Consider the following 23,606-nt stretch of genomic DNA (forward strand, 5'->3'; position numbering starts at 1 on the left):
AGGATGAGAACGACGCCTCACCATGAACGAAGGAGCCCGTATGAAGACCCTCTACATCGACATGGACAATACGCTCGTCGACTTCAGCGCGCGTCTGGACGGCGTCGACCCCGCCGTGCGCAACCGGTTCCGCGGACGCGAGGACGAACTGCCCGGCCTCTTCGCTCTCATGCCACCCATGCCCGGTGCCATCGACGCGTTCCACGAGCTGGCAGACCTCTTCGACACGTACATCCTGTCGACGGCGCCGTGGGGCAACCCCTCCGCGTGGCAGCACAAGGTCGAATGGGTGCAGATCCACTTCGGAATCGACCCAGGGTCACCCGCATACAAGAGGCTGATCCTGTCACACCACAAGCACCTGAACCGCGGCGACTTCCTCGTCGACGATCGGCCAGGTCACAACGGGGCCGATCGCTTCGAGGGCGAGGTCGTGCCCTTCGGCCAGACCGATGAGCACCGCACGTGGCCGGATGTCGTCCGATATCTGCGCGGGCGCGCTTGAGCAACCAACCGCGCTGACCTCCTGTTCAGATGACGCGCATGGCCGTTCTCGGCGCTCAAGAACGGCCGTGCGCGTCAGACGAAGCCGCGCGGATTGCCTAGTACAACCCCACCGTGTTCCCGTCCTCGTCGATGTCGATCTGCTCCGCAGCCGGCGTCGAGCCGAGGCCCGGCATCGTCTGCATCGTTCCGCAGATCAGGTAGACGAAGCCCGCGCCGGCCGAGAGGCGCACCTCGCGCACGGGGAGGCGCCAGCCCTTCGGCGCCCCCTTCAGCGTCGGGTCGGCCGAGAGCGAGAGGTGGGTCTTCGCGATGCAGACCGGCAGGTGCCCGAAACCCTGCCGCGTGAACTCGGCCAGGTCGCGCGCAGCCGCGGCGCTGAAGTCGACGCCGTCGGCGCCGTAGACCTCCGTCGCGATCGCGCGCACCTTGTCCTCGAGCGCGTCCTCCGAGCGGTACAGGAACTCGAAGCTCGACGGCTCGTCGGCCGCCTCGGTCACCAGCAGCGCCAGCTCGGTCGCGCCCGCCCCGCCGTCGGCCACGTGGGTCGAGACGGCGCAGCGCACGCCCTCCTCGGCGGCGATCTGCCGGATGGCGTCGTGCTCGCTCGCGTGGTCATCGGCGAACGCGTTGACCGCGACGACGACCGGCACGCCGTGCCGCCTCACGATGCCGATGTGATGCCGCAGGTTGTCGGCACCGGCGCGCACGTCATCCGGGCTCTCGTCGAACAGCTCGGGCGGCAGGTCTCGGCCCGCCACGATCCGGTGCTTGCCCGAGTGCGCCTTCAGCGCCCGGACGGTCGTGACGACGACCGCGGCATCCGGCTTCAAGCCCGAGACGCGGCACTTGATGTTGAAGAAGCGCTCTGCGCCCATGTCGCTCGCGAACCCGGCCTCCGTGATGAGGAACTCGGCGGCGCGGCTGCCGATCAGGTCGGCGACGACCGACGAGTTGCCCGTCGCGATGTTCCCGAACGGCCCGCAGTGCACGAGCACGGGCGTGTGCTCGATCGTCTGCATGAGATTGGGCCGGATAGCGTCCTTCAGCAGCACCGTCATGGCGCCCGCCGCGCGCACGTCCTCCGCCGTGACGGGGTCTCCGTCACGCGTGAAGCCCACGACGATGCGGCCCAGTCGGGCACGCAGGTCGTGCAGCGACCTCGACAGCGACAGCGCCGTCATCACCTCGCTCGCGGCCGTGATGTCGAAGCCCGTCTGCCGCACCGTGCCGTTGCCGGCGCCGAGGCCCGTCACGATGTCGCGCAGCCCGCGATCGTTGATGTCGACCGTGCGGCGCCACGTCGTGCGGGCGGGGTCGAGACCGGATGGCGCGCCCCTCATCAGGTGGTTGTCGACCTGAGCCGCGAGCTGGTTGTGGGCGGACGCGACCGCGTGGATGTCGCCCGTAAGGTGCAGGTTCAGCCGCTCCATCGGCACCACCTGGCTGAGCCCCGCACCCGCGCCTCCGCCCTTGATCCCCATCACGGGGCCGAGCGACGGCTGCCGCAGCGAGAGCACGGCGCGGCGGCCGATGTGCTGCAGGCCCTGGCCGAGCCCGACGGTCGTGGTCGTCTTGCCCTCGCCGAGCGGTGTCGGAGTCACGGCCGTGACCAGCACGTACTTCGCGGGCGGGCGGTCCTTCAGCGCGTCGATCGCCGCGAGGTCGACCTTCGCGACGCCCTTCCCGTACTGCTCGACGTGCTCCGCCAGGCCCAGCGCGTCGGCGATCTCGCCGATCGGCTTGAGCTCTGCCCGTGCCGCGATCTCCAGGCTGTTCAGCCGCTTTCCCGCACTCGCCATCGAGCTGCCTCCTCATCCGGTCTTCCCCACCCTGGTGGCGCCGGCCCCGGATGTCCAGAGCCGGCGCCGAATGCCGCGCACAGCCGCTCCCGTCGCAACGGACGCGCTCGGCACGCCATCGGAAGCGCGATATCTGCGACCGCGGCCGCTTGCTCCGCACCTGCCGTGCACCACCGACCGCGTCGACCTCACCGCCCCACCGCTCCCGTCGCAACGGACGCGCTCTGCACGCCATGGGAAGCGCGATATCTGCGACGGGAACCGTGGGGTGTGGGCGACACCGACGCGCGGTGCCGCCCTCCGCTAGGCCTACGCCTCCGCCACGCGGTCCGTGTCGAAGGCCTGCTTCGGTGTGTCCTTGGTGGGGTCCATGAACGGCTTCGGCACGACCGTTGCGGGAACGATTCCCGCGGGGGTCGCGACGAGCAGCTCCTGCCCCACCTCGCCGAGGCCGACAGGCACCATGGCGAGGCCGATGTTCTTCTCGAGCCGCGGCGAGAAGCACGCGCTCGTGACGTTGCCGACGGGCATCTCGCCGTCGAGCACCGTGAACTCTTCGATCATGGACCCGTCGTTGAACGTGCCGAGCCGGTCGCCGCCGATCTCGAGCCCGACCATCCGGCGGCTGACGCCCTCGGCCTTGATGCGCCGCAGCGCCTCCTTGCCGATGAAGTCGGCCTCCTGGTCGACGTCGACCATCCAGTCGTATCCCATCCCGACCTCGTATGGGTTGGTGTCGAGCGTGATGTCGCAGCCGTACGACAGGATGCCCGCCTCGATCCGGCGCATGTGGCACGGGCCGATCACCTTCAGGTCGAAGGCCTTGCCCGCCTCCCAGATGGTGTTCCACAGCTGGCCGGCGTCGCGACTGGCGTTCTTGACGTAGACCTCGAAGCCCAGCTCGGCGGTGTACCCCGTGCGCGAGACGACCAGCTGCATGCCGTCGAGCTCGTACTCGCGCAGCCAGTAGTAGCCGATGTCGAGCACGTCGGCGCCGAACACCTCGCTCATGAGTGCGCCCGAGAGCGGGCCCTGCACCTGCACGGGGCCGACATCCGCCTCCCGGATGTCGACGTCGAGACCCGAGTTGATCGCGAGCCCGCGGGCCCACAGCAGCACATCGGAGTCGGCGAGCGAGAGCCAGAAGTGATTCTCGCCGAGGCGCAGCAGCACCGGGTCGTTGATGATGCCGCCGTCCTGATCGGTCAGGAACACGTACTTGCACTGCCCGACGGCGCACTTCGACAGATCGCGCGGCACGAGCATGTTCGTGAAGGTGAACGCGTCGGGCCCCGTGATCTCGATCTGGCGCTCGACGCCGACGTCCCAGAGGGTGACGCCGTTCAGCAGCGCCCAGTACTCGGCGACGGGGTCGCCGTAGTGGCGCGGGTGGTAGGTGTGGTTGTAGACGCTGTACATCGCGACGCCGTGCTCGCGGGAGCTGTGGAAGAAGGGTGACTTCTTCAGCCTCGGGTACAGCAGGATCCGGGGATCCGGGTTCACAGACATGATGACCTCCTCAGTCGACACATCCATCTCATTCCAGGTTGGGGCCTGGATTCTGCCGCCGCAAGAGGCCGGGTCACGGCCCCGCGGAAGTGGTTCGAAGCGCTCAGGACCGCATGCGCAGCCCATCCGGATCGAACGCCCCGGCGCGGCCGTGCGACACGACCTCGACGGGGTGGCGCCGACCGAGATAGTCGACGCTCAGCCGCGCGCCGACCTCGGCGCGCTCGGGCGGCAGGTACGCCAGCATGAGGTACCTGCCGAGCGAGGGGCCGGGCCCCGCGCTCGTGACATAGCTCCGGATGCCCCGCGCATCAGCGATCGGGGTCCCGTCCGGCTCCTGCACGGGCTCGCCGCCCGTGGGGAAGTGTGCTGCGGGCGCCAGCGGCTCGACCATCGCGAGCGTGACGAGCTCGGCGACGGGCGCCGCCGCGCGCTCCGCGAGGTACGCCTCGCGCCCGATGAAGTCCGCGTCCTTGACGCGCGGCATCGCGAGCCCCGCCTCGACGGGGCCGCGGTCGGCCGTCAGCTCGGCGCCCATCAGGCGGAACGCCTTCTCGATGCGGCCCGTCGTGCCGTACACGCCGGCGCCCGCGGCGATCACGCCGTCGTCGCGGCCGGCCGCCCAGAGGCGGTCCCAGGCCGCGGCTGCGTACTCGGCGGGGACGTGGATCTCCCAGCCGAGCTCGCCGACGTACGAGATGCGGAGCATCGTCGCCGGCACGCCGCCGAGCGAAACTTCCTGCGCCGTCGCGAAGCCGAACGCCTCGTGCGAGAGGTCGGCGTCGACGACGCGCTGCGCGCTGTCGCGGGCGCGCGGCCCCCACAGGCCGATGGCCGAGGTGCCGGATGTCCTGTCGACGACGCGGACGTCGGCTCTCGCGTGGCGGCGCAGCCGCGCCAGGTCGCGCGGGCCGTCGTTCGCTCCCGTGATCACCTGGAACTCGTTCTCGCCCATCCGGATGATCGTGAGGTCGGCGGCGAACCGGCCGGCCGGGTCGAGCATGGGGGTGTAGACGGCGGTGCCGACGGGGCGGTCGACGCGATTCGCGGCCATCCGTTCGAGGAACGCGAGCGCCCCCGGCCCGGTGACGTCGAAGACGGCGAACGCCGAGAGGTCGAACATCGCGGCGCGGTCGCGCATCGCGAGGTGCTCGGCCTCGATGATCGGCGACCACCAGCGCTGGTCCCATTCGTGGGTGCGGTCGCCGATGCGCTCCGCGTAGTCGCCCAGGAGCGCGGCGTTCGCGCCGTACCACTGCGGCCTCTCCCATCCGGATGCGTCGTAGTACTCGGCCGCGAGCGCGGAGGTGCGCGTGTGCAGCGGCGAGGTGCGCATGGGCCGCTCGGAGGCGTACTGCTCGCGCGGGTGGCTGATGCCGTAGATCTTCGGGAAGCCCTCGGCGCTGCGCCGCTCGACGAACTGCCGCGAACGGGCGTGCTGCGGGAAGCGCGCGACGTCGGCGCCGTCGATGTCGATCTCGCTGTGGCCCGCGACGATCCGCTCGGCGAGCGCCCGCCCGACCGCGGGTCCCTCTTTGATCCACACGGCGGCGGCGGACCAGAGCCCCGCGACCTCGGCCGTCTCGCCGAGCACGGGCGAGCCGTCGGGCGTGATCGACAGGAGCCCGTCGATCGCGTCCTGCCGCTCGACGCCCGGCTGGTCGAGGAGCTCGCCGAACAGCTCGAACGCCGTCGCGAGCTGCGGTGCGAAATCGGCCTCGCTGAAGGGCATCCTGGTGGGGGACGTCTGAGGCCCGGCCCCGAGCGGGGGAATGTCGCCGGGCCGATGCAGCAGGGGGCGGTGCGCGTAGGAGCCGATCTCGAGGTCGGCGCCCCGCTGCCGCTCGTACATCTTGGCGTCCATGTCGCGCAGCAGCGGCATCGAGATCGCCTCGCCCGTCGCCGCCAGCTGCGGGATCGGGCCGTAGTCAGCCATCTGGTGCACGGCCGGCGTGAGCGGGATCGTCGCGCCCGCCATCTCGGCGATGCGCGGGCTCCAGACGCCGCACGCGATCACGACGAGCTCGGTCTCGACGTCGCCGCGATCGGTCCGCACGCGGCTGACGCGGGGCCCGGATGCCGACGGCGCCGTGTCGATGCCCGTCACCTCGGTCTCGGGGGCGACAGCGAGAGCGCCCAGCTCCTCGGCCCGGGCGCGGAGCATCTCGCCCGCCCGGACGGCGTCGACGATCGCGCCGGACGGCGTGTGGAAACCGCCGAGCAGGAGGTCCTCCCGCACGTACGGCACGAGCTCCCGGATGCGGGCCGGCGACACGAGCTCCGCCTCGACGCCCCAGGACTCGGCCGACGACATTCGGCGCGTGAACTCCTGCAGCCGCTCGGGCGTGCGCGCGACCTCGACGCCGCCCGAACCGATGAGCACGCCGAGCTCGTCGTACTGGCGCATCGAGTCGAGCGTCAGGTCGGTGATCTCGCGCGAGTGGTCGACGGGGAAGACGAAGTTCGACGCGTGGCCGGTCGATCCGCCCGGATCCGGCAGCGGGCCCTTGTCGATCAGCAGGATGTCCCGCTCGCCCAGTTCGGCCAGGTGGCGCACGAGCGCGCTGCCGACGATGCCCGCCCCGATCACGACGATCGAGGCCCGTTCCGGAACTGAACCCATCACCATCTCCTCCGACAGCGACCAGCCGGGGAACGGCGGAGAAACCTCCGTCGCTCCCTCATGTTCCGGGCAATCTACCCCCGCGTCCCTCCCGAACGGAAGAGCGCGGAGGCACCGATTTTCGGCGTGTCGTCTGTGGCCTCCGCGGGCACCGCGCGACGGCGGCGTCGCGCGCGCGAGGGCGCGGCCGGAACGAGGAGAATCCGCACGATCGAGGACGTTTTCGCCCGATTCCTCCTCGATGCTGCCGAACGTCCTCAGTTCTGCCGCGCCTCCTCGACGACCAGCCCACGCACCGGACAGCGCCGAGGCTCCATCACCCCCGCACCGCCGCAACGAAAACGAGGAGATTCCGCACGATCGAGGACGTTTTCGCGCGGTTCCTCCTCGATCATGCCAGGGCTCCTCGGGTTCGCCGGGCGGTGGCCCGCCGATGGCGGGCGGGGCGGCTACAGCTGCTCGCGCAGCCAGCCGGCGGCCTCGGTCGCCCAGTACGTGAGGATCGTGTCGGCGCCCGCGCGGCGGAACGCCGTGAGCGAGTCGAGGATGGTCGCGCGGCGGTCGATCCAACCGCGCTCGGCGGCCGCCTCAACCATCGAGTACTCGCCCGAGACCTGGTACGTCCACACCGGCACGTCGACGGAGGCTCGCACCTCGGCGAGCACGTCGAGGTAGGGCAGGCCCGGCTTGACCATCACGGCATCGGCGCCCTCTTCGACGTCGAGGATCGCCTCCCGCACGCCCTCGCGGGCGTTCGCCGCGTCCATCTGGTACGCGCGGCGATCGCCGGTGAGCTGCGAATCGACCGCCTCGCGGAACGGGCCGTAGAACGCGCCGGCGTACTTGGCCGAGTACGCCATGATCAGGGTGTCGGTGAATCCGGCCTCGTCGAGCGCCTCCCGCACGACGCCGGTCTGGCCGTCCATCATGCCGCTGAGCCCGAGCAGCTGCGAGCCGGCCCTGGCCTGCGCGAGCGCCATCGAGGCGTAGCGCTCGAGCGTGGCGTCGTTGTCGACGGCCCCGGACGGCGTGAGCACGCCGCAGTGACCGTGATCGGTGAACTCGTCGAGGCAGAGGTCGGTCTGCACGACGAGCGCGTCGCCGACCTCCTCGGCGACCGCGGTCGTCGCGACGTTCAGGATGCCGTCCGGGTCGTCGGCGGCGGATCCGGTCGCGTCGCGCACGCTCGGCACGCCGAACAGCATGACGCCGCTGAGGCCGGCCTCAGCCGCCTCCGTCACGGCGCGGCGCAGGGAGTCCATGGAGTGCTGCACGACGCCGGGCATCGCCGAGATCGGCTGGGGCTCTGCGATGCCCTCGCGTACGAACATCGGCAGCACGAGCTGCGAGGGGACGAGGTGGGTCTCGCGCATCAGGCGGCGCACGGGCGCCGACTGGCGGGCGCGGCGCGGCCGGTGCGTCGGGAAGCTCACCGGCGGGACCCGCTCGCGGCGCGCAGCTCCCGCACGTCGTCGACAGAGAGCTCGACCGTCGGCGGAACCGCGAGCGCCTCGGCCGTCGGCACCGGCGCGCTGCGCGCGGAGAGCGTCTCGATGAGCGAATCGATCGACTGCTTCGGCGCGACGACCTGGATCGGCAGGCCGACGCGCTCGGCGTCGCGCGCCGTGCGCGGGCCGATGGCCGCGATGACCGTGTCATCCGCGATCCGCGGGAACTGCTCGCGCACCTGTTCGGCGACCGAACCGCTCGTGACGAGGATCGCGTTGATGCGACCGCTCGTGACGTCCCTGACGACCTTGTCCGTCGCGGGGACGCCGATGTTGCGGTAGGCGACGATGCTGGACACGTCGTGCCCCGCCTTCTGCAGAGAGACCGAGAGCACCGGCTTGGCGAGCTCGCTGCGCAGGGATAGCACGCGGCGCGGCGCGGTCTCGAGCTCGTTCATCTGCTTCGCCATGCCCGCCGCCGAGTTGTCGCGCTCCGGCACGAGGTCGACGGGGTACCCGACCGCCTTCAGCGCGGCCGCCGTCGTCTCGCCGACCGCCGCCACCTTCGTGGTGCTCGGGATCGTCGCACCGTACGAGTGCAGCACGTCGACCGTGGTGGCGCTCGTGATGGTGAGCCAGTCGAAGGCGCCGTCGGCGAGGTCGGCGATCGCCTTCTCGAGCGGCCCTGTGTCGTCGACCGACGCGAAGTTGATCAGCGGGGCCACCACGGGCACCGCGCCCTTGCCGCGCAGGGTCGCCGCGACGCTGTCGCCCCAGGGGCCGCCTCGCGGCACGAGCACGCGCCAGCCGGTGAGGGGCTTGCCGGGCTTTTCGGGAGAGGGGGAGTTGTGGTTCATATGTCTCAGGAGGGGTTGTCGGCTACCAGGCCGGCCGCCCCTGCAACGAGCAGCCGACGCGCAACATCGTTGCCGATGGTGCGTGCGCGCGGGTACGCGCCGGCGGTAGCTTCGTCGCTTCCTGAACCCCGACTATACGCTTCGGCTGTGAAAACGCCAGGCGGGATCGGCCAGCGCTCGTCAAGCGTTACCGAATCGGCGTCATCCGGCGCGTAGACGTCGGCCCGCACGCGGACCTCCTCGCCCGCGACGAACGCGTGGATGCCGACGGGCGCGTGGCACCCTGCCTCGATCCCCGCGAGCGCGGAGCGCTCGACCTCCTGCGCGAACGCCGTGACGGGATCGGTGAGCGACGCGACGGCGGTGCGCAGCGGCTCCGGGGCGTCCTCCCGGATCTCGACGGCGAGCACGCCCTGCCCGGCGGCCGTCGGCCACTCGGCGAGCTCTCGCGGGGCGACGTGCAGGTCGATCTCGGCGCCGAGGCGACCGAGCCCCGCGGCGGCGAGCACGATCGCGTCGAGCTCGCCGTCGCGCACGCGCGCCATCCGGGAGTCGACGTTGCCGCGCAGGTCGAAGATCTCGACGCTCGGGTTCGCGCGGCGCACCTGCGCCATGCGGCGCGGCGAGCCGGTGCCGACGCGACTGCCGGCCGGCAGCTCCTCGAGCGGCGTGCCGTCGCGCGTGATGATGACGTCGCGCGGGTCGACCCTGGTCGGCATGCCCGCCACGACCAGCCCGGGGGCTGGGGCGGTCGGGAGGTCCTTGAGCGAGTGCACGAGCACGTCGCATCGATCGTCGAGCAGCGCCTCGCGCAGGCGGGTCGCGAAGACCCCCGTGCCGCCCAGGCTCGCCAGCGATGCCCTGTTGGTGTCGCCCTCGCTCGTGATCGGCACGAGCTCGACGGTGCGTCCGGATGCGACCTCGAGAGCGCGCGCGACCTGGCCCGACTGGGCCATCGCGAGGTTGCTGCGCCGCGTGCCGAGCCGAATGGGCTCCGTCACTGCAGCACTTCCGGGATCTCCGCGATCGAGATGCGACGACCGGTGAAGAACGGCGTCTCCTCGCGCACGTGGCGGCGGGCGTCGGTGTAGCGCAGGTCGCGCATCATGTCGACGAGGTCGGTGAGCTCGTCCGACTCCATCGGCAGCATCCACTCGTAGTCGCCGAGCGCGAACGCCGCCATCGTGTTGGCCGTCACCCCCGTGAATGCGGCGCCCCTGCGACCGTGGCCGGCGAGCATGTCGCGGCGCTCCTGGTCGGGGAGCAGGTACCACTCGTGGCTGCGGACGAACGGGTAGACCGTGAGCCAGCCCTTCGGGGCGATGCCGCGCAGGTAGCCGGGCACGTGGGCCTTGTTGAACTCGGCGTCGCGGTGCACCGACATGGCGTTCCAGGTCGGCAGCAGCGGGCTCAGCAGCTCGGTGCGGCGCAGGCGTCGGACGGCGCGCTGGATGTCCTCGGGCACGGCGCCGTGCAGCCACACCATCAGGTCGGCGTCGGCGCGCAGCCCCGAGACGTCGTAGAAGCCGCGCACCGTGACGCCCCGCTCCGCGAGGAACGAAACGATGTTCTCGAGCTCGGTCTCGTCGGCTGCGCGCACCGGCTCATCCGGATTGCGCCGCCAGACGGCGAAGAGGCTGAAGTTGTCTCCGCTGGGCGCGGGCGTTTCCGTTGCGTTCTCGGCCATGGGCACATTCTCCCACTCATCGCCGGATGTGCGCTCAGGCGCTGCCGCCGGACGCCGGCCCGCGGGCAGGTCGCTGGTGCGTGCAGCGCAAGGCCGAGGAGTGCAGACGGACTCCGCCCGTCAGACGACGAGAACGCCGCAGGGTCCACGCCGCTCGAGGCTCGGCCGGCCGCGCAGCGGCAGGCCGAGAAGCGGTGGGGAGGCGTGCCAGCGGCCCGCCGGTCAGCCCTTTGCGATGAGCTTGGCGGCACCCCAGACGGCGGCTCCGACGCTCGCGGCGATGCTCACCGCGACGATCGCGGCCGCGACCGGCTCCCGCTTGGCGAACTCGCGAGCCTGCGCGGCCTTCTCGCCGGTCGCCTCGGCCGCGCGGGCCGGGACGTTCGCCTTGAGCTCGATCGCGGCGAGGGCGGCCTTCAGCTCGGCGCGGGCGCTCAGCACCGGGTCGGTGATGCCATCCGGAACGACCGTCTTCGGCGTGGCCTGGTGCTCAGAACTCATCCGTGAACTCCTTCACGATCCCGATGTCGGTCTTCGCCGCACCGATCGGGCTCTCCAGCTTCTGGATCTTCTTGACGTGACCGATCCACGCCCAGAGGCCGCAGATCGCGATGAACACGATGCCGATGCCCAGCACGATGAGGGCCGAGGCCCACAGCGGCATCCACAGGTCGAGCAGGATGATCAGGAACGTCAGGAACGCCGGGATCGTCCAGAACAGGAAGAACAGGGCGGCGACGGCGAGGATCGCGGTCCAGCCGCCGTGCTTGACGAGCTTGCCGATGTAGACCTTGACGTTGTTCCACTCGGCGACGAGGAGGCTCTTGACGAGCTCCGGGACCTCGCCGATCAGCGTGAGCAGGCTGTCATCGGCGCGGTCGCGGCCCGGCCCGTCGTACTTCTCGCGGCGAGCCATCAGTCGTCCGCCGCCCGCTTGACGTCGTCGACGGCGCCCTCCGCCGCATCGACCGCGGCGTCGAGGCGCTGGCCAGCCGACTTGTCAGGTCCGCCGGCGGCCTTGGCGACGTTCACGACGCCGACCCACGCGATGCGCGGCAGCTTCATGGCGCTCGTCGCCGCGAAGTCCTTGGCCCGCCCGACCTGCTTCTGCACGGGGTCGAGGTTCCACACCTTCTCGGCGCCGGCCTTGATCTGCTCATAGCGCTGGCGCCCGGCACGAGTGCCCAGCACGTAGCCAACACCGAGGCCGATCACGAGTCCCACTTTCCCCCGCATGGGGTCTCCTCACGTCGTCGGGTCCTGAAGATGTCGCCCCGATCGGGCCGGAGCTGCACTCGAACCACGATAGCCCGAGAGAGGCCCCGTCGCATTCCTGATCTGGAATATCTCGTCACGGCGCTCGCGCGCCCGGGTCTCAGCCGGCGGATTCATCCGCGGCCTCGCCCGCCCACAGCGCCACGTGGCGCAACCGGGCGGCCTCCGCCTTCGCGTCCGGAACGACCTGGGCGAGCCCCGTTCCCGAGACCCAGGCTCCTGCGACGCCCAGCGCCGCGGGAGCCTTCGCAACCGCCGCGCGCGCCCTGTCGACCGCGGCGCGGCGCCCGAGCGCGGCCGCCGGCTGCGACTGATCGAATCGCTCGACGCGTGCCGCGACGAGGCGCTCGGCGGGCAGTGCCACCCCGAGCATTGCGGAGGCCTCGCCGAGCGCCAGCGCGGCGGCATCGGCCTCCGAGAGGCCGTCGGTCGCGGGAGGCTCGCCCTGGGCACCGAACGACACCCGGACGACGTGGCGACCCGGCCCCGCGGCCTCACGGACCCAAGCCCACTTCGCGGACGCCTGCGTGAGCGCCTTCGCGCGGAAGGATCCGGGGACGGTCAGCACCCCCGTGCCGCGCGGCGCGGCGTCGAGCTCCGGGGCGTCGAGCACGAGGGTGACGACCGCCACGGCAGGGCCGCGCTGGGCGGGTTCGGGGTCGAGGCCATCGACGTGCGGGGCGAGGAGGCGGCGCGCCGCGCCTTCGCCCGTCGCGACGAACACGGCGTCGTAGAGCGGTGCCGCGTCGCCCATCGCCCCCGCGGCGGTCTCGCCGGGGCCCGCAGGCGCGTCGGCCCCGCGCTCGGCATCCGCCGCGGCACCGAGGTCATCGCGCGGGCCGCCCTCCGCGGCATCCGGCGCGTCCGCGTCACGAGCCCTGGCGGCGTCGGCCCCGGAATCGGCGGCATCCGGATGCCCCGCGACGGCGCGCACGCGCCAGGAGTCGCCCTCCCGTTCGAGCTGCATGACGGGCGTCGACAGCCGCAGGCTGACCCCCTGCGCCTCGGCGTCGGCGACGAGCGCATCGACGAGCCGGCCCATGCCGCCCGAGATGCCCTGCACGGCGGCGCCCGGCGCCTTGGCCGCGCCCCGGCGCTCGGCCTGCAGGTAGTCGACGGCGCTGAACAGCCGCCCCGTCTTCGTGATGGCGGCGCCGAGGCCCGGTGCCGCGGCATCCGGATCGATGTCGTCGGGGTCGGCCGAGTACACCCCGTGCGTGATCGGGGCGACGAGCCGGTCGGCCACATCGTCGCCGAGGCGCGTTCGCACGAGCCTGCCGAGGCTGTGAGCGTGGCCGATGGTGAGCACCGGCTTGAGCGTGTCGGCGAGGTAGGCCTTCAGGGCGCCGCCCGTTCCGAGGATCCGGCGGACGTCCGGCGCGAAGGGCGAGGCGGGGATGCCGAGCAGCCCTCCCTTCGGGAGCGGCGCCGCCTTGCCGCCGGGCAGGCCCGCGAGCCACGCGCCGCCCGTTCCGGGGTCGGCATCGACGACGAGGCCGCCGATGCCGAGCTCGTCGATCAGCTTCCGCACGTGGCCGCCGCGGGTCGCGAAGCTCTCCGCCCCGAAGTCGAGGCGCACCCCGGCGAGCTCGCCGGAGCGCACGGCGCCGCCCGGCCGCTCGTCGGCCTCGTAGACGTCGACGGCGAAGCCGAGCCCGGCGAACTCGCGGGCGGCCACGAGCCCGGCGACGCCCGCGCCGATGACCGCGACCCGGATGCCGGCGGCGCGCTCGCGCAGCGCGACGAGGTCGACCTCCTCCATCACTCCGCCCCGTGGGCGAGATCGACGATGCGCGTCAGCACCGCCGGGTCGGTGTCCGGCGGCACGCCGTGGCCGAGGTTCACGATGTGGGCCCTGGCGGCCTCGCCGCGGCGGAGCACGTCGCGCACGTGGGCCTCGAGGATCTCCCACGGCGCCTGGAGCATCGCAGGGTCGATGTTGCCCTGCAGCGTCGTGTCGCCGCCGACGATCGCGGCGGCTTCGTCTAGCGGCAGCCGCCAGTCGACCCCGACCGCGTCGGCCAGGCCGCCGAGGCGCATGTCTGCCAGGAACGGCCCGGTGCCGACGCCGAAGTGGATGACGGGCACGTCGTGGCCGGCGAGCGCCGTCGTCGAGTGTGGCTGGATGTACTCGCGATAGAAGTCGGGCGAGAGCGAGCCTGCCCACGAGTCGAAGAGCTGCACCGCCGAGGCTCCCGCGCCGATCTGCGCCTCGAGGAAGGCGTGCGAGACGCGCGCGAGCCATCCGGCCAGTTTGTGCCACGACGCGGGGTCGCCGGCCATCATGGCCCTGGCGCGCAGGTGCTCCTTCGATGGGCCGCCCTCGACGAGGTACGCCGCAAGTGTGAACGGTGCGCCGGCGAAGCCGATGAGCGGCACGTCGCCGAGTTCGGCGACGACCGCGGCGACCGCGTCGCGGATCGGGCCCGCGTGCTCGGCCACGACATCCGGATCGATGCTCGTGAGCTTCTCGACGTCGGCCGGCGTCCGCACGGGCGAGGCGAAGACCGGGCCGCGGCCCGGCTCGATCTCGACCTCGACGCCCGCGAGCCGCAGGGGCACGACGATGTCGCTGAAGAAGATGCCGGCGTCGACGCCGTGGCGGCGCACCGGCTGCAGCGTGATCTCGGCCGCGAGGTCGGGCGTGAGGCACGCGTCGAGCATCCGGGTGCCGACGCGCAGCTCGCGGTACTCGGGCAGCGAGCGACCAGCCTGCCGCATGAACCAGATGGGGGCGGTATCGGGGCGATCACCGTTGAGCGCGGCGAGCAGCGGAGCATCGTGGGCCATGCGCCCATCCTCCCACCGGGAGGCTGTGAGGCGGCGGCGCTATCTCCGGGCGGCCGAGTCGTCGCCCGACAGCCAGCGGAGCCAGTTCGACGACGGGTCGGATTCGAGCACCAGCGCGCGGACGAGCAGCGTCAGCGGGACCGCGAGGATGGCGCCGAGGGGCCCGATCACGAAGGTCCAGAACAGCACCGAGAAGAAGCTCAGAGTGAGAGAGAGGCCGACGGCGTCGCTGACGAACTTCGGCTGCACGAGCACCTGCAGCGTCACGTTCACGACGCAGTAGACGGCGACGACGATGAGCGCGGTCGGCCAGCCGGCCGTGACGAGGGCGATGACCGCCGGCGGCACGAGGCCGAGGACGAAGCCGATGTTCGGCACGAAGTTCGTGACGAACGCGAGGATTCCCCACACGAGCGGGATCGGCACGTCGAGGATCATCAGAGCGATCGTGTCGATCACCGCGACGATGAGGCCGAAGCTCGCGTTCACGACGAAGTAGCGGCGCACCCCTCGGCAGTAGTCGCGCATCCGCTCCATGACCGGGCGGATCTTCGCGCCGAACGCTTCCTCGGCCCGCGCGTAGCGTGCGCCGTCGACGCTCATGAAGATCACGTACGCGAAGATCAGGAAGAGGCCGAGCAGCACGTTGATGGTGCCGGACGACAGCGAGCCGGCGAACGACAGCACCGTATCCGCGCTGAAGACGTTCGCGAGCTGATCGCCGATCGATTCGCTGAGGCCGAGGTCGGTCGCCAGCGCCACGGCGTCGTCGACCACCTTCGTCACCTCGGGAATGAGATCGGTCATGAGCCGGATGAACTCGCTGATCGCGAAGGCCATCAGCCACGCCAGCACGATGAGGATCGCGTATCCGAGCAGGATGACGGCGGTCGACCCCACCCAGCGCGGCGCGCGGCGGCGGGCGAGAGCCGGACCGAGCGGGAAGCAGATGATGACGATGACGGCCGCGATCGCGGCCGGCCCGATCAGCCCGCGCGCCGCCCACATGCCCGCGAGCGCGACGACGGCGGCCGACAGCGTCAACAGGATCCGGATGGTCGGCGGCAGGGCGCCGCCCCGCTGCGCTGCGCGATCGTTGCTCATCCGAACAATCTAGGCGAGATCACGCGGTTCCCGAGGCGACCCGAGCAGGTAAGGCCACCCTTGCTTCTCTGGAATCGTTCAGAACAACGGTTCGACGCGCTGTAGAATCATGCTCGTGCTGCTGTCACTGTCCGCGAGTCACAAGACCGCCCCGTTCGATCTGCTCGAGCGCCTGTCCGTGGCCAGTGACCCCGTCTCCCCCCGCATCGCGGAGGCCGAAGGCGTGAACGGCGCCGTCGTCCTGGCGACGTGCAACCGTTTCGAGGCCTACCTCGACGTCGTCCCCGGCGCCGACCAGGCCGGCATCGACGCGGCCCTTCGTGCCGTCGAGAGCGCCACGGGTGTGACGCCGGATGACCTCCACGGCGCCTACGAGATCCGCACCGACGGCCACGTGGCCGAGCACCTCTTCTCCGTCGCCTCCGGCCTCGAGTCGGTCGTCATCGGCGAGGGCGAGATCGCCGGCCAGGTCCGCCGCGCCCGGGACGAGGCCCACGCCGACGGCGCCACATCACCCGAGCTCGAACGCCTCTTCCAGCGGGCCACCGAGACCCAGAAGGGCGTCAAGAACGCCACGGCGATCGGCCGCGCCGGCCGCTCTCTCGTGCGGCTCGCGCTCGAGCTCGTCGACAGTCGCATCGACGACTGGTCGACGCAGCGCGCCGTTCTCGTCGGCACGGGTGCGTACGCAGCCGCCACCGTCGCGGCCCTCCGCGACTTCGGCGCACGCGACATCACCGTCCACTCCCCGTCGGGTCGCGGCGAGCGCTTCGCCGTCAAGCACGACATGGCCTGGGTGGACGCCGACGGCTTCGCCGAGGCCGCCGCATCCGCCGACATCCTGATCACCTGCACCTCGCGCGAAGAGCCCGTCGTGACAGCCGACCTGCTGCGGCGCGGCGGTCGTGCATCCGGCGGCTTCGTCATCGACCTCGGCCTGCCCCGCAACGTCTCGCACGACGTCGCCGAGATCGACGGGATCACCCTGCTCGACCTGGAAACGATCCGCCTGCACGCACCGCTCGAGGAGCTGCAGGCGCACGACGACGCCCGCCGCATCGTTCACGAGGCGGCGACGAAGTTCGGCGTCGTCGGCCGCGAGCAGAGCGCCGCACCCGCGATCGTCGCCCTGCGCCAGCACGTGTTCGCCCTGATGGAGGCCGAGATCGAGCGCGGCCGCGGCCGCGGCGACACGGCCCGCACGGAAGAGGCCCTGCGCCACATGGTCGGCGTGCTGCTGCACGACCCGACCTCCCGCGCCCGCGAGCTGGCGGCATCCGGCCGCGCCGACGAGGTCTTCGGCGCGCTCGAGACGCTGTTCGGCATCGATGCCCGACCGGCGTCCGCCGCGCAGGCGCCGTCTGCAGCACCTGCGGAGTGCCCCTTCGGGCACGCTGAATCCGCCTAGCGCGCCGCTCGCGATTCTGACGCCGCGGAGCGTGCACGAGGGTGCTCCGTACCCGACCGCCCTACCGGCCCTCGGCGTGGGCGCGCGCGACGTCCGTGACAACGTTGACGAATCGGCCGAGTTCCGGCTCGGGAGCGCCCGGACGGGTATAGAGATAGGTCACGGCCTGCGGGGCATCGACGAGCGGGATGTACCGGACTCCGGACCGCGGATAGATCTCGGCCGCGTCCTCGCCCGCGATATTGACGCCGATGCCCGCTCGGCACAGCTCGAGCACTTCTTCGAAGGTCCGCGCCTGTGCATGGCGCGAGGCACCGGGGGAATGCGGCGCTGTGACCTGAGGGAACCAACGGCTTCTGACGACGTCTCCGCCGACCGGGATGAACGCCTCCTCCGCCAGTTCGTCGAGGCGCACGGACGAGCGCGGCGCCAGGCGATGCTGATCGTTGACGACGAGCACGCAGGGCTGTCGCCACAGGACCAGCGCCGTGAGGTCAGGTGCCGGCCCGTCGCCGACCTCCGCCATGAAGGCGCAGTCGACCTCCCCCCTGCGCAGGGCGTCGTATACGTCGTTGAAGCCCAACTGCTTGATCTCCCAGCTCACGTGCGGCATGACGCGAGCCGCCTCGGCCATCGCCTGCTGGAAGACGGGGCTGGACACCACCATTCCGACTCGCAGCGATACCGGCGCGTGATACCTCGACGCCCACTGGGAGATGGCGTCGGCTGAATCGAGGCTCTTCCGTGCGAGCGGCACGAGCTCACGACCGGCCTCGCTGAGCCGAACACTGCGAGGTGACCGGATGAACAGAGTCATGCCGAGGGACCGCTCGAGCGCGGAGATCTGATCGCTGAGCGCCGACGGGCTCAGCGACAACTGCACGGCGGCCCTGCCGAAGTGCAGTTCCGACGCGACCGCGTCGAAGCAGCGCAGTTGGTGCAGCGTTGCGTTGAAGCGCTCCTTCACGGCTCCGACCGCCTCACGTCGTGAAAGGTGGGAGAGCTCGCGTCAGCGGTCCCTCGACGGACGGCGCCTACTCTATCGCGACGACGTCCAGATCCTGCGGTGCGACGATGCGACCGGTGTATCCGGCCTCCTCCGCCGCCGGCGCGATCATGTCCATCCATTCCTCCGAGGAATGAACGACGGGGGCGTAGTGATTCAGGACGAGGGTCTTCGCGTCGGCCTGCTGCGCAACCCGGGGGAGGTCCAGCACGCTCGAATGTGCCTCCTCCATATGGCTGACGAAGGCGTCCGCGGCTTCCGGCGGAAAGTTCTCCGCGATCTGAGCGATCGCCGCGTTGTCCTGGGCCTCGTGCACCAGGACGTCACAGCCCTGGGCGAGGTTGATCAGGTTCGCGTTCGGCGCCGCCGTATCGCCGGAGAAGACGACGACCTTCCCGCTGCTCTTGATCGTGAAGCGGTATGCGTAGGCGTCCTCCACCTCGTCTCCATGGAACACACGGGTGCAGTCGACAGACACGTTGTCGTCCTCCATGACGGTCGTGACGACGTTCTCGGCCGTCGACACCGTGACGTCGGTGGCCTCGAGAACGGGTGCCTTCCCGAAAGCCCCGTCGGATTCGAACAGCCGGATGTCCTCGCCGTACATCTGCTGGAACCCGGTCGGCTTCTCCGTGGTCTTCGGCGGCCCCCAGAGCATCGCGGACTCCGGCAGACGATTCGGGTCCACCCAGCCATGCAGGATGAGCTCACCCAGTCCGGAAGTGTGGTCGAAATGAAGGTGCGTCAGGAAGACTCCGGCAAGATCGGCGAATGACAGGCCGGCGGCCAGCAGTTGCTCACTGGCGCCCGCACCGCAGTCGACCAGGTAGATCTTCTCGTTCACGACCAGTGCGACGGCGGGCTTGGACGCCTGTGCGTCCAGCACCGGGCCGCCGCCGACTCCCAGGAGGATGATCCGGTCGCCCTGCGGCTCATCTGCGGATGACCCGGCGGCGCCCGTCGTCGCTGACGCGACCGGTGTGTCGGGGGAGAGTGGTGCGCAAGCCGCGAGGACGGACGTCCCCGCGGCGAACAGACCACCCAGGACGAACGTCCGTCGGGTGGGTGCGGACAGGAGAGGCGTCATCGCCTCGGCCGCGCGATCGTTGGGCGGCTGGATACTCTTCGTCACGGTTCTCGTTCTTCTGTGTCCGGGACTCTCAGATGCCGGTGGCGCGCACGCGCTCGGGCGGCGGGCCGACGACGACGAGATCCAGGTCGGGATTGGCTTGGATTCCTGCGAGGACCTGACCGGGGTCGATGAGCCCCTCGGTGTAGACCGGATCCGTGGTCTCCGCGCCCGTGACGTCGAAGAACGGCTCGAACACATCCGAGGTGAGCACACCCAGCATCTGCGCGTTGTGCGACGCGATCGCGAAGCTGTGGACGGTGCCTGCCGGCGCGTGGAGGAAGTCTCCCTGCGTCAGCAGCAACTCCTCGCCGTTCACCCAGAGCCAGACGCGGCCGGACAGGCACAGGAAGTTCTCGGTGTGCTGCTGGTGGAAGTGCCGGATGATGTACGGCTGCTTGGTCGCCAAGGTCGTCACGGAGAAGTAACGGCGCCCCGTCGTGCGGCCGCGCGAGCTGTAGGCGTTGATGCTGTCCGGCCATGCGCGGCGGTCGCCCTCCAGGTGACGCAGGAAGTACGCCTCGGCACCCGCGGGAATGTGCGCATCCCACGTCGTGTCGTCACTGGCGACGCGTTCGAGGTCGGTGTCGCTGATCGCCCCCGGCAGCACGAGGCCGGACCGTGTCGTCTTCGAACCGTCGCCGCGCAGGGAGTACACGTGGTGTTCGACCGGCTCACCTGCATCGAGCAGAGCATCCAACGCTCCGCCCGGTGCGGAGTAGAGGAACAGCTTCGTGAGATTCCCCAGCAACCGGAACGCCACGGGCACGCCGGCCGGGACATGCACCGAGTCGCCGGGCACCAGCACTCGGGACTCACCCGGGATCCAGAACTGGGCGCTGCCCTCGAACACGTAATAGGAGCGCTGATGCGCCGGCAGGCTGTGGAACGGGACATCCGTCCCCCGACCGCCGTGGATGAATGCGGCGTCGAACAGCCCACCGGTGTCCTGGCTGCGCGCGACGACGTTCCACATCATCCCGGCCGTCTCGTATCGCGGCCCCTCCCCCGCGGCGATGTAGTACGGCACCGACTCACCGGGCAGTGCGTTGAGCACCGGGGCCAACCCCTGGATGTCCTCGATGTGGTTGGTCGTCATATCACTACTCTCCATTGCGTGCGGTCGCCAGTGCTGGCGTGATTGCGTGTCATGGGTGTCAACGGCCGCGGCTCGAGGAACGTGGTTCAGTCACGCGGCGGAGCGAGGGCTTCGATGAAGCCGCGCCCGCCTGTGGCCAGACCCCTCGGGTACGCGGGGCGATACGTCTCGTGTCAGCAACCGTCCGCTCCCCGTTCATCTCGGAATCGCACGAGCAACGGCGCATCGGCGAAGAGATGAACATCTGCGGTCACGAATTCGACCATATGGTGTGCCCCGCCTGCACTCCAGCGGAAGAATCCGGCTCTGCATCCGGAAAGTCCGAACGGCTACGACGATGCTCGACGACACAGGCTTCCGATGGACGCCCCTGCCGCTGGCACACTGGCCCCCTGTAAGAACTCCACATCACCGCCGACCCCGCCGCCGACGCGCTGCTGAGCGACAACCCGCTCGCGCTCCTCATCGGCATGCTCCTCGACCAGCAGGCGTGCTGGCCACGCACAGCGCACCAGGCACGCAGTGACGCACGTCTTGTACAAGTTGTATGATTGGAGCATGGCTTCGATCACCCTTTCCGAGTTCCGGGCGCGGCAGAGCGACTACATCGCTGCGGCTCAACGCGAGCCTGTCGAGATCACGTCGCGCGGCGTCGGTCGGCGAGCAGTTGTCGTGTCACCGGACTTCTTCGACCGGGCTCTCGAAGCTCTGGAGGATCAGGAGGACATCCGCGCCGCCAGGGCCGCGCGCAATGAATCCGAACCTCGCGCGCCTCACACAGATGTGATGGCCGAGTTCGGTCTGCAGCCATAGCCCGTGCAGTACGAAATCACCTACGCGCAGTCAGCACTCAAGCACTGCGAAAACTCGACCGTGGGATCGCCCGCCGCATCGTGACCGCTGTCGACGCTCTCGCCAGCGATCCGAGACCTCACGGTTGCACACAGATCAAAGGCGGTCGCGGCGAGCTGCGAGTTCGCGTCGGAGACTACCGCGTCATCTACGACGTCAATGATGGCGAGGTTGTGATCCTCGTGCTGGCGATCGGCCACCGCCGCGAGATCTACCGCTGAATCTCCGCCCCGAAGGACACAGCTCAGGATGCAGGAACACATCCTCTCAGGCGGGAACGCCACCGGCCGCGTCGTGCGCGTCGGAGAGACCGTGCGCAAGCCATGGACTGCCGCCACGCCCAGCGTAACGGCAGTCGTTCGGGCCGTTCGTGCGGCTGGTGTGGACACTCCCGAACCTCTCGGCCAAGACGAAGACGGGCGCTCTGTTCAAGAGTTCGTTCATGGTACGAGTGCGATGGATCTCGACCGTATGACCCGCGACGATCTGATGCGCGTCGGGTCGATCGTGCGCGCGATCCACGATGCGAGCGCGGCATTCATAGCGCCGGAGAATGCGACGTGGGAAAGTGCCATACCTGCGCCGGGGGGTGAGCTTGTGTGCCACAACGACCTCGCACCGTGGAACCTCATCATGGGCGAGCGATGGGTCTTCATCGATTGGGATGCGGCAGCACCGAGCACACGCCTCTGGGACTTGGCCTACGCGGCGCAGGCCTTCACGCTGAATGATCCGAGTCAGTCGCCGCGTGCCGCAGCTCGCAATCTCGCCGCGTTCGTCGATGGCTACCGCGCGGACGAGGCAACTCGAACAGCGCTGCCGGCAGAGATGGGTCGACGAGCAGCTGCAATGCACACTTTATTGAAGAATGCTGCCTTGACCGGACGGGAACCATGGGCATCTCTACACGTCAATGGTCACGGCGCGCACTGGGCGGAAGCAACACGGTACGTCGAGGCGCACCAGGACATCTGGCTGAACGCACTGGCAGATTGAACACATGCCCGACCTTCACATCACCGGAGACACCACCGCCGACGACCTGCTGACCGTGAACCCGCTCGCACTCCTCACAGGCAAGTTCCTCGACCAGCAGGCACGGTAACCATGTGCACCGCGGGGTGACCCGGAGCGGTGCCAATCGCGGGCCATATCGATCAGAGGCGCGCATCGATGCGCGTACGCGGGGCGGGGAGGAGAGCCACCTCACACCCTACGTGCGCACCCTTTGCGCGGAACCAAGGCAACTATGCCAATAGGCTGAAGTCTCCGCCGTTCGGCCCGAGAGGAGAGAAGTCGTGGACGAGATGTCCGGCTGGGGAATTGCGTTCACCCTGTTCGTGGGTCTGCTGACGATCACATGGCTGATTCTGCTGATCCGAACACTGACCGAACTGATCGTACGGCCGATCGCGGCACTCGTCCGGCTCGGTGCGCTCGCCGGGTTCTACCTCGGATTCGGCTTGTTCGCAGCGCTCGTCATCATGTTCGACCAGGGAACGATCGACACATGGTGGTTCGACGGCGCGTGGATGCTCTACGGAGTGATTGTCATCGGATTCGGGCTGGGCGCTCTCTGCTGGCGATTGCGTGAACGGATGGACCGGCGACGGAGATACAAAGATGTCTCATCGCTGATCCGCGATGACGCGATCGCGGTGCACAGGACGATCGCGGAAGACGAACGCAAGCGAATGGGGCGCGGGCGAGCCGCGCAGTAATCACGGGGCCTCGCCCGAAGTCGCCCTCTGGGATGAACATCACATCCGAGCGGTGACACACCATGCGGGGCGCCAAATCGCACACCGCACTGCTCGCGCCACCGCGAGGTGACCGCAAGAATGGAACCATGGCCCTTCACATCACCGGAGACACCGCCGCCGATGACCTGCTCACGAACAACCCGCTGGCACTTCTCGTCGGCATGCTGCTCGACCAGCAGGTCGCGATGGAGACCGCGTTCGCCGGGCCGCGCAAGCTCGTCGAGCGCATCGGCTCGGTCGACGCCGAGACCATCGCCGGGTACGACCCCGATGCGTTCGTCGGGGCGTTCCGCGAGACCCCCGCTGTGCACCGCTTCCCCGGCTCGATGGCCGGCCGCGTGCAGACGCTGTGCCAGACGCTCGTCGACGAGTGGGGCGGCGACGCCGCCGCCCTGTGGACCGAGGGCGACCCCGACGGGCGCGAGGTCCTGAAGCGGCTGAAGGCGCTTCCGGGCTTCGGCGAGCAGAAGGCGAAGATCTTCCTCGCTCTGCTCGGCAAGCAGTACGGCTACGACGGCGCCGGATGGCGCGAGGCCTCCGCCCCGTACGGCGAGGAGGGGTCCTTCCGCTCGGTCGCCGACATCGTCAGCCCCGAGTCGCTCGCGAAGGTCCGCGAGGCGAAGAAGGCGATGAAGGCCGCCGCCAAGGCCGCGAAGGGCTGAACCGGCTCCCGAATGCGGCGTGGGGGCCCCCCCGCGGGTCCGCCGCCGGGCCCCCCCCCCAGAGCGCGGCGAAGGGCGCCGCGCGGCT

General features: G+C 70.2%; 24 protein-coding genes and 1 pseudogene. 8 read left to right on the forward strand and 17 right to left on the reverse strand.

Annotated elements, in window-relative coordinates; all coding sequences use genetic code 11:
* Window positions 1-40 precede the first annotated feature (40 nt).
* Window positions 41-505 (forward strand): 5' nucleotidase, NT5C type, encoded by a 465-nt coding sequence (locus C0010_RS04395; RefSeq protein ID WP_198410855.1) that lies wholly within the window; start codon window positions 41-43, stop codon window positions 503-505.
* A gap of 97 nt (window positions 506-602) precedes the next feature.
* Here the strand turns inward: C0010_RS04395 and C0010_RS04400 are convergent, their stop codons facing one another.
* The 14 genes from C0010_RS04400 to C0010_RS04460 all read right to left on the reverse strand — a co-directional run bounded on the left by C0010_RS04400 (window position 603) and on the right by C0010_RS04460 (window position 15,599).
* Window positions 603-2,306 (reverse strand): formate--tetrahydrofolate ligase, encoded by a 1,704-nt coding sequence (locus C0010_RS04400; RefSeq protein ID WP_105565839.1) that lies wholly within the window; start codon window positions 2,304-2,306, stop codon window positions 603-605.
* 309 nt (window positions 2,307-2,615) lie between these two features.
* On the reverse strand, window positions 2,616-3,836 hold the full coding sequence (locus C0010_RS04405; RefSeq protein ID WP_232531716.1) for a glycine cleavage T C-terminal barrel domain-containing protein: 1,221 nt from the start codon (window positions 3,834-3,836) through the stop codon (window positions 2,616-2,618).
* Between the two features lie 82 nt (window positions 3,837-3,918).
* Window positions 3,919-6,438 (reverse strand): GcvT family protein, encoded by a 2,520-nt coding sequence (locus tag C0010_RS04410; protein ID WP_105565840.1) that lies wholly within the window; start codon window positions 6,436-6,438, stop codon window positions 3,919-3,921.
* Window positions 6,439-6,695: 257 nt separating this feature from the next.
* Window positions 6,696-6,833: a hypothetical protein gene (locus C0010_RS14890; RefSeq protein WP_158685302.1), complete on the reverse strand. Its 138-nt coding sequence runs from the start codon at window positions 6,831-6,833 to the stop codon at window positions 6,696-6,698.
* A gap of 54 nt (window positions 6,834-6,887) precedes the next feature.
* Entirely contained in the window at window positions 6,888-7,871 is a 984-nt protein-coding gene (gene hemB / locus C0010_RS04415; protein WP_105565841.1) for a porphobilinogen synthase, read from the reverse strand.
* Window positions 7,868-8,743, reverse strand: a complete 876-nt coding sequence (locus C0010_RS04420; RefSeq protein ID WP_105565842.1) for a uroporphyrinogen-III synthase — start codon at window positions 8,741-8,743, stop codon at window positions 7,868-7,870. The genes hemB and C0010_RS04420 overlap by 4 nt, the downstream gene beginning before the upstream one ends.
* A 5-nt stretch (window positions 8,744-8,748) precedes the next feature.
* Window positions 8,749-9,744: a hydroxymethylbilane synthase gene (gene hemC, locus C0010_RS04425; RefSeq protein WP_105565843.1), complete on the reverse strand. Its 996-nt coding sequence runs from the start codon at window positions 9,742-9,744 to the stop codon at window positions 8,749-8,751.
* Window positions 9,741-10,430 carry a hydrogen peroxide-dependent heme synthase gene (hemQ, locus tag C0010_RS04430; protein ID WP_105565844.1) on the reverse strand — a complete coding sequence of 230 codons (690 nt, stop codon included), beginning with the start codon at window positions 10,428-10,430 and terminating at the stop codon, window positions 9,741-9,743. Before hemQ ends, hemC begins: the two co-directional genes overlap by 4 nt.
* Window positions 10,431-10,652: 222 nt before the next feature.
* Window positions 10,653-10,931, reverse strand: a complete 279-nt coding sequence (locus C0010_RS04435) for a hypothetical protein (RefSeq protein ID WP_105565845.1) — start codon at window positions 10,929-10,931, stop codon at window positions 10,653-10,655.
* Window positions 10,921-11,346: a phage holin family protein gene (locus C0010_RS04440; protein WP_105565846.1), complete on the reverse strand. Its 426-nt coding sequence runs from the start codon at window positions 11,344-11,346 to the stop codon at window positions 10,921-10,923. The genes C0010_RS04435 and C0010_RS04440 overlap by 11 nt, the downstream gene beginning before the upstream one ends.
* Window positions 11,346-11,666 (reverse strand): hypothetical protein, encoded by a 321-nt coding sequence (locus tag C0010_RS04445; protein ID WP_158685303.1) that lies wholly within the window; start codon window positions 11,664-11,666, stop codon window positions 11,346-11,348. The genes C0010_RS04440 and C0010_RS04445 overlap by 1 nt, the downstream gene beginning before the upstream one ends.
* Window positions 11,667-11,805: 139 nt before the next feature.
* Window positions 11,806-13,467, reverse strand: coding sequence for a protoporphyrinogen/coproporphyrinogen oxidase (locus tag C0010_RS04450; RefSeq protein ID WP_105565848.1), 1,662 nt, complete (start codon window positions 13,465-13,467; stop codon window positions 11,806-11,808).
* Window positions 13,467-14,495: a uroporphyrinogen decarboxylase gene (hemE, locus tag C0010_RS04455; protein ID WP_105565849.1), complete on the reverse strand. Its 1,029-nt coding sequence runs from the start codon at window positions 14,493-14,495 to the stop codon at window positions 13,467-13,469. The genes C0010_RS04450 and hemE overlap by 1 nt, the downstream gene beginning before the upstream one ends.
* 39 nt (window positions 14,496-14,534) lie before the next feature.
* On the reverse strand, window positions 14,535-15,599 hold the full coding sequence (locus C0010_RS04460) for an AI-2E family transporter (RefSeq protein WP_105565850.1): 1,065 nt from the start codon (window positions 15,597-15,599) through the stop codon (window positions 14,535-14,537).
* 115 nt (window positions 15,600-15,714) lie between these two features.
* Here C0010_RS04460 and C0010_RS04465 point away from each other — a divergent pair, with 115 nt between their 5' ends.
* Complete coding sequence (locus C0010_RS04465) at window positions 15,715-17,007, forward strand: glutamyl-tRNA reductase (RefSeq protein WP_105565934.1); 1,293 nt, start codon at window positions 15,715-15,717, stop codon at window positions 17,005-17,007.
* 61 nt (window positions 17,008-17,068) lie between these two features.
* Here the strand turns inward: C0010_RS04465 and C0010_RS04470 are convergent, their stop codons facing one another.
* The 3 genes from C0010_RS04470 to C0010_RS04480 all read right to left on the reverse strand — a co-directional run bounded on the left by C0010_RS04470 (window position 17,069) and on the right by C0010_RS04480 (window position 20,241).
* Window positions 17,069-17,974 carry a LysR family transcriptional regulator gene (locus C0010_RS04470; RefSeq protein ID WP_105565851.1) on the reverse strand — a complete coding sequence of 302 codons (906 nt, stop codon included), beginning with the start codon at window positions 17,972-17,974 and terminating at the stop codon, window positions 17,069-17,071.
* Window positions 17,975-18,041: 67 nt separating this feature from the next.
* Window positions 18,042-19,145: an MBL fold metallo-hydrolase gene (locus tag C0010_RS04475; RefSeq protein WP_105565852.1), complete on the reverse strand. Its 1,104-nt coding sequence runs from the start codon at window positions 19,143-19,145 to the stop codon at window positions 18,042-18,044.
* Window positions 19,146-19,173: 28 nt separating this feature from the next.
* Entirely contained in the window at window positions 19,174-20,241 is a 1,068-nt protein-coding gene (locus tag C0010_RS04480) for a quercetin 2,3-dioxygenase (RefSeq protein ID WP_105565853.1), read from the reverse strand.
* A gap of 407 nt (window positions 20,242-20,648) precedes the next feature.
* On the opposite strand from C0010_RS04480, the pseudogene C0010_RS15220 reads away from it, so the two are divergent.
* The 6 genes and pseudogenes from C0010_RS15220 to C0010_RS04515 form a co-directional block, all read left to right on the forward strand.
* A pseudogene (locus C0010_RS15220) lies at window positions 20,649-20,729 on the forward strand (HhH-GPD-type base excision DNA repair protein); the annotation flags it as partial.
* 70 nt (window positions 20,730-20,799) lie between these two features.
* Window positions 20,800-21,054, forward strand: a complete 255-nt coding sequence (locus tag C0010_RS04490; RefSeq protein ID WP_105565854.1) for a type II toxin-antitoxin system Phd/YefM family antitoxin — start codon at window positions 20,800-20,802, stop codon at window positions 21,052-21,054.
* Window positions 21,055-21,134: 80 nt separating this feature from the next.
* The gene (locus C0010_RS04495; RefSeq protein WP_232531717.1) at window positions 21,135-21,314 is read left to right on the forward strand and encodes a type II toxin-antitoxin system RelE family toxin; all 180 of its coding nucleotides are present in this window, start codon (window positions 21,135-21,137) and stop codon (window positions 21,312-21,314) included.
* A gap of 235 nt (window positions 21,315-21,549) precedes the next feature.
* Window positions 21,550-22,089: a phosphotransferase gene (locus C0010_RS04500; RefSeq protein ID WP_332835778.1), complete on the forward strand. Its 540-nt coding sequence runs from the start codon at window positions 21,550-21,552 to the stop codon at window positions 22,087-22,089.
* A gap of 302 nt (window positions 22,090-22,391) precedes the next feature.
* On the forward strand, window positions 22,392-22,814 hold the full coding sequence (locus C0010_RS04510) for a hypothetical protein (RefSeq protein WP_105565857.1): 423 nt from the start codon (window positions 22,392-22,394) through the stop codon (window positions 22,812-22,814).
* 128 nt (window positions 22,815-22,942) lie between these two features.
* Window positions 22,943-23,518, forward strand: coding sequence for an HhH-GPD-type base excision DNA repair protein (locus C0010_RS04515; protein ID WP_105565858.1), 576 nt, complete (start codon window positions 22,943-22,945; stop codon window positions 23,516-23,518).
* The last annotated feature ends 88 nt before the right edge of the window (window positions 23,519-23,606 follow it).

This window comes from Microbacterium halophytorum (assembly GCF_002970975.1).
Classification (GTDB): Bacteria; Actinomycetota; Actinomycetes; order Actinomycetales; family Microbacteriaceae; genus Microbacterium; species Microbacterium halophytorum.

Bases quoted from the DNA above. Each gene is read 5' to 3' on its own strand.
- C0010_RS04395 (WP_198410855.1), top strand. From the start codon at position 41: ATGAAGACCCTCTACATCGACATGGACAATACGCTCGTCGACTTCAGC.
- C0010_RS04400 (WP_105565839.1), bottom strand. From the start codon at position 2,306: ATGGCGAGTGCGGGAAAGCGGCTGAACAGCCTGGAGATCGCGGCACGG.
- C0010_RS04410 (WP_105565840.1), bottom strand. From the start codon at position 6,438: ATGGGTTCAGTTCCGGAACGGGCCTCGATCGTCGTGATCGGGGCGGGC.
- C0010_RS14890 (WP_158685302.1), bottom strand. From the start codon at position 6,833: ATGATCGAGGAGGAACCGCGCGAAAACGTCCTCGATCGTGCGGAATCT.
- C0010_RS04420 (WP_105565842.1), bottom strand. From the start codon at position 8,743: ATGAACCACAACTCCCCCTCTCCCGAAAAGCCCGGCAAGCCCCTCACC.
- hemQ (WP_105565844.1), bottom strand. From the start codon at position 10,430: ATGGCCGAGAACGCAACGGAAACGCCCGCGCCCAGCGGAGACAACTTC.
- C0010_RS04435 (WP_105565845.1), bottom strand. From the start codon at position 10,931: ATGAGTTCTGAGCACCAGGCCACGCCGAAGACGGTCGTTCCGGATGGC.
- C0010_RS04440 (WP_105565846.1), bottom strand. From the start codon at position 11,346: ATGGCTCGCCGCGAGAAGTACGACGGGCCGGGCCGCGACCGCGCCGAT.
- C0010_RS04445 (WP_158685303.1), bottom strand. From the start codon at position 11,666: ATGCGGGGGAAAGTGGGACTCGTGATCGGCCTCGGTGTTGGCTACGTG.
- C0010_RS04450 (WP_105565848.1), bottom strand. From the start codon at position 13,467: ATGGAGGAGGTCGACCTCGTCGCGCTGCGCGAGCGCGCCGCCGGCATC.
- hemE (WP_105565849.1), bottom strand. From the start codon at position 14,495: ATGGCCCACGATGCTCCGCTGCTCGCCGCGCTCAACGGTGATCGCCCC.
- C0010_RS04460 (WP_105565850.1), bottom strand. From the start codon at position 15,599: ATGAGCAACGATCGCGCAGCGCAGCGGGGCGGCGCCCTGCCGCCGACC.
- C0010_RS04480 (WP_105565853.1), bottom strand. From the start codon at position 20,241: ATGACGACCAACCACATCGAGGACATCCAGGGGTTGGCCCCGGTGCTC.
- C0010_RS04490 (WP_105565854.1), top strand. From the start codon at position 20,800: ATGGCTTCGATCACCCTTTCCGAGTTCCGGGCGCGGCAGAGCGACTAC.
- C0010_RS04500 (WP_332835778.1), top strand. From the start codon at position 21,550: ATGGATCTCGACCGTATGACCCGCGACGATCTGATGCGCGTCGGGTCG.
- C0010_RS04515 (WP_105565858.1), top strand. From the start codon at position 22,943: ATGGCCCTTCACATCACCGGAGACACCGCCGCCGATGACCTGCTCACG.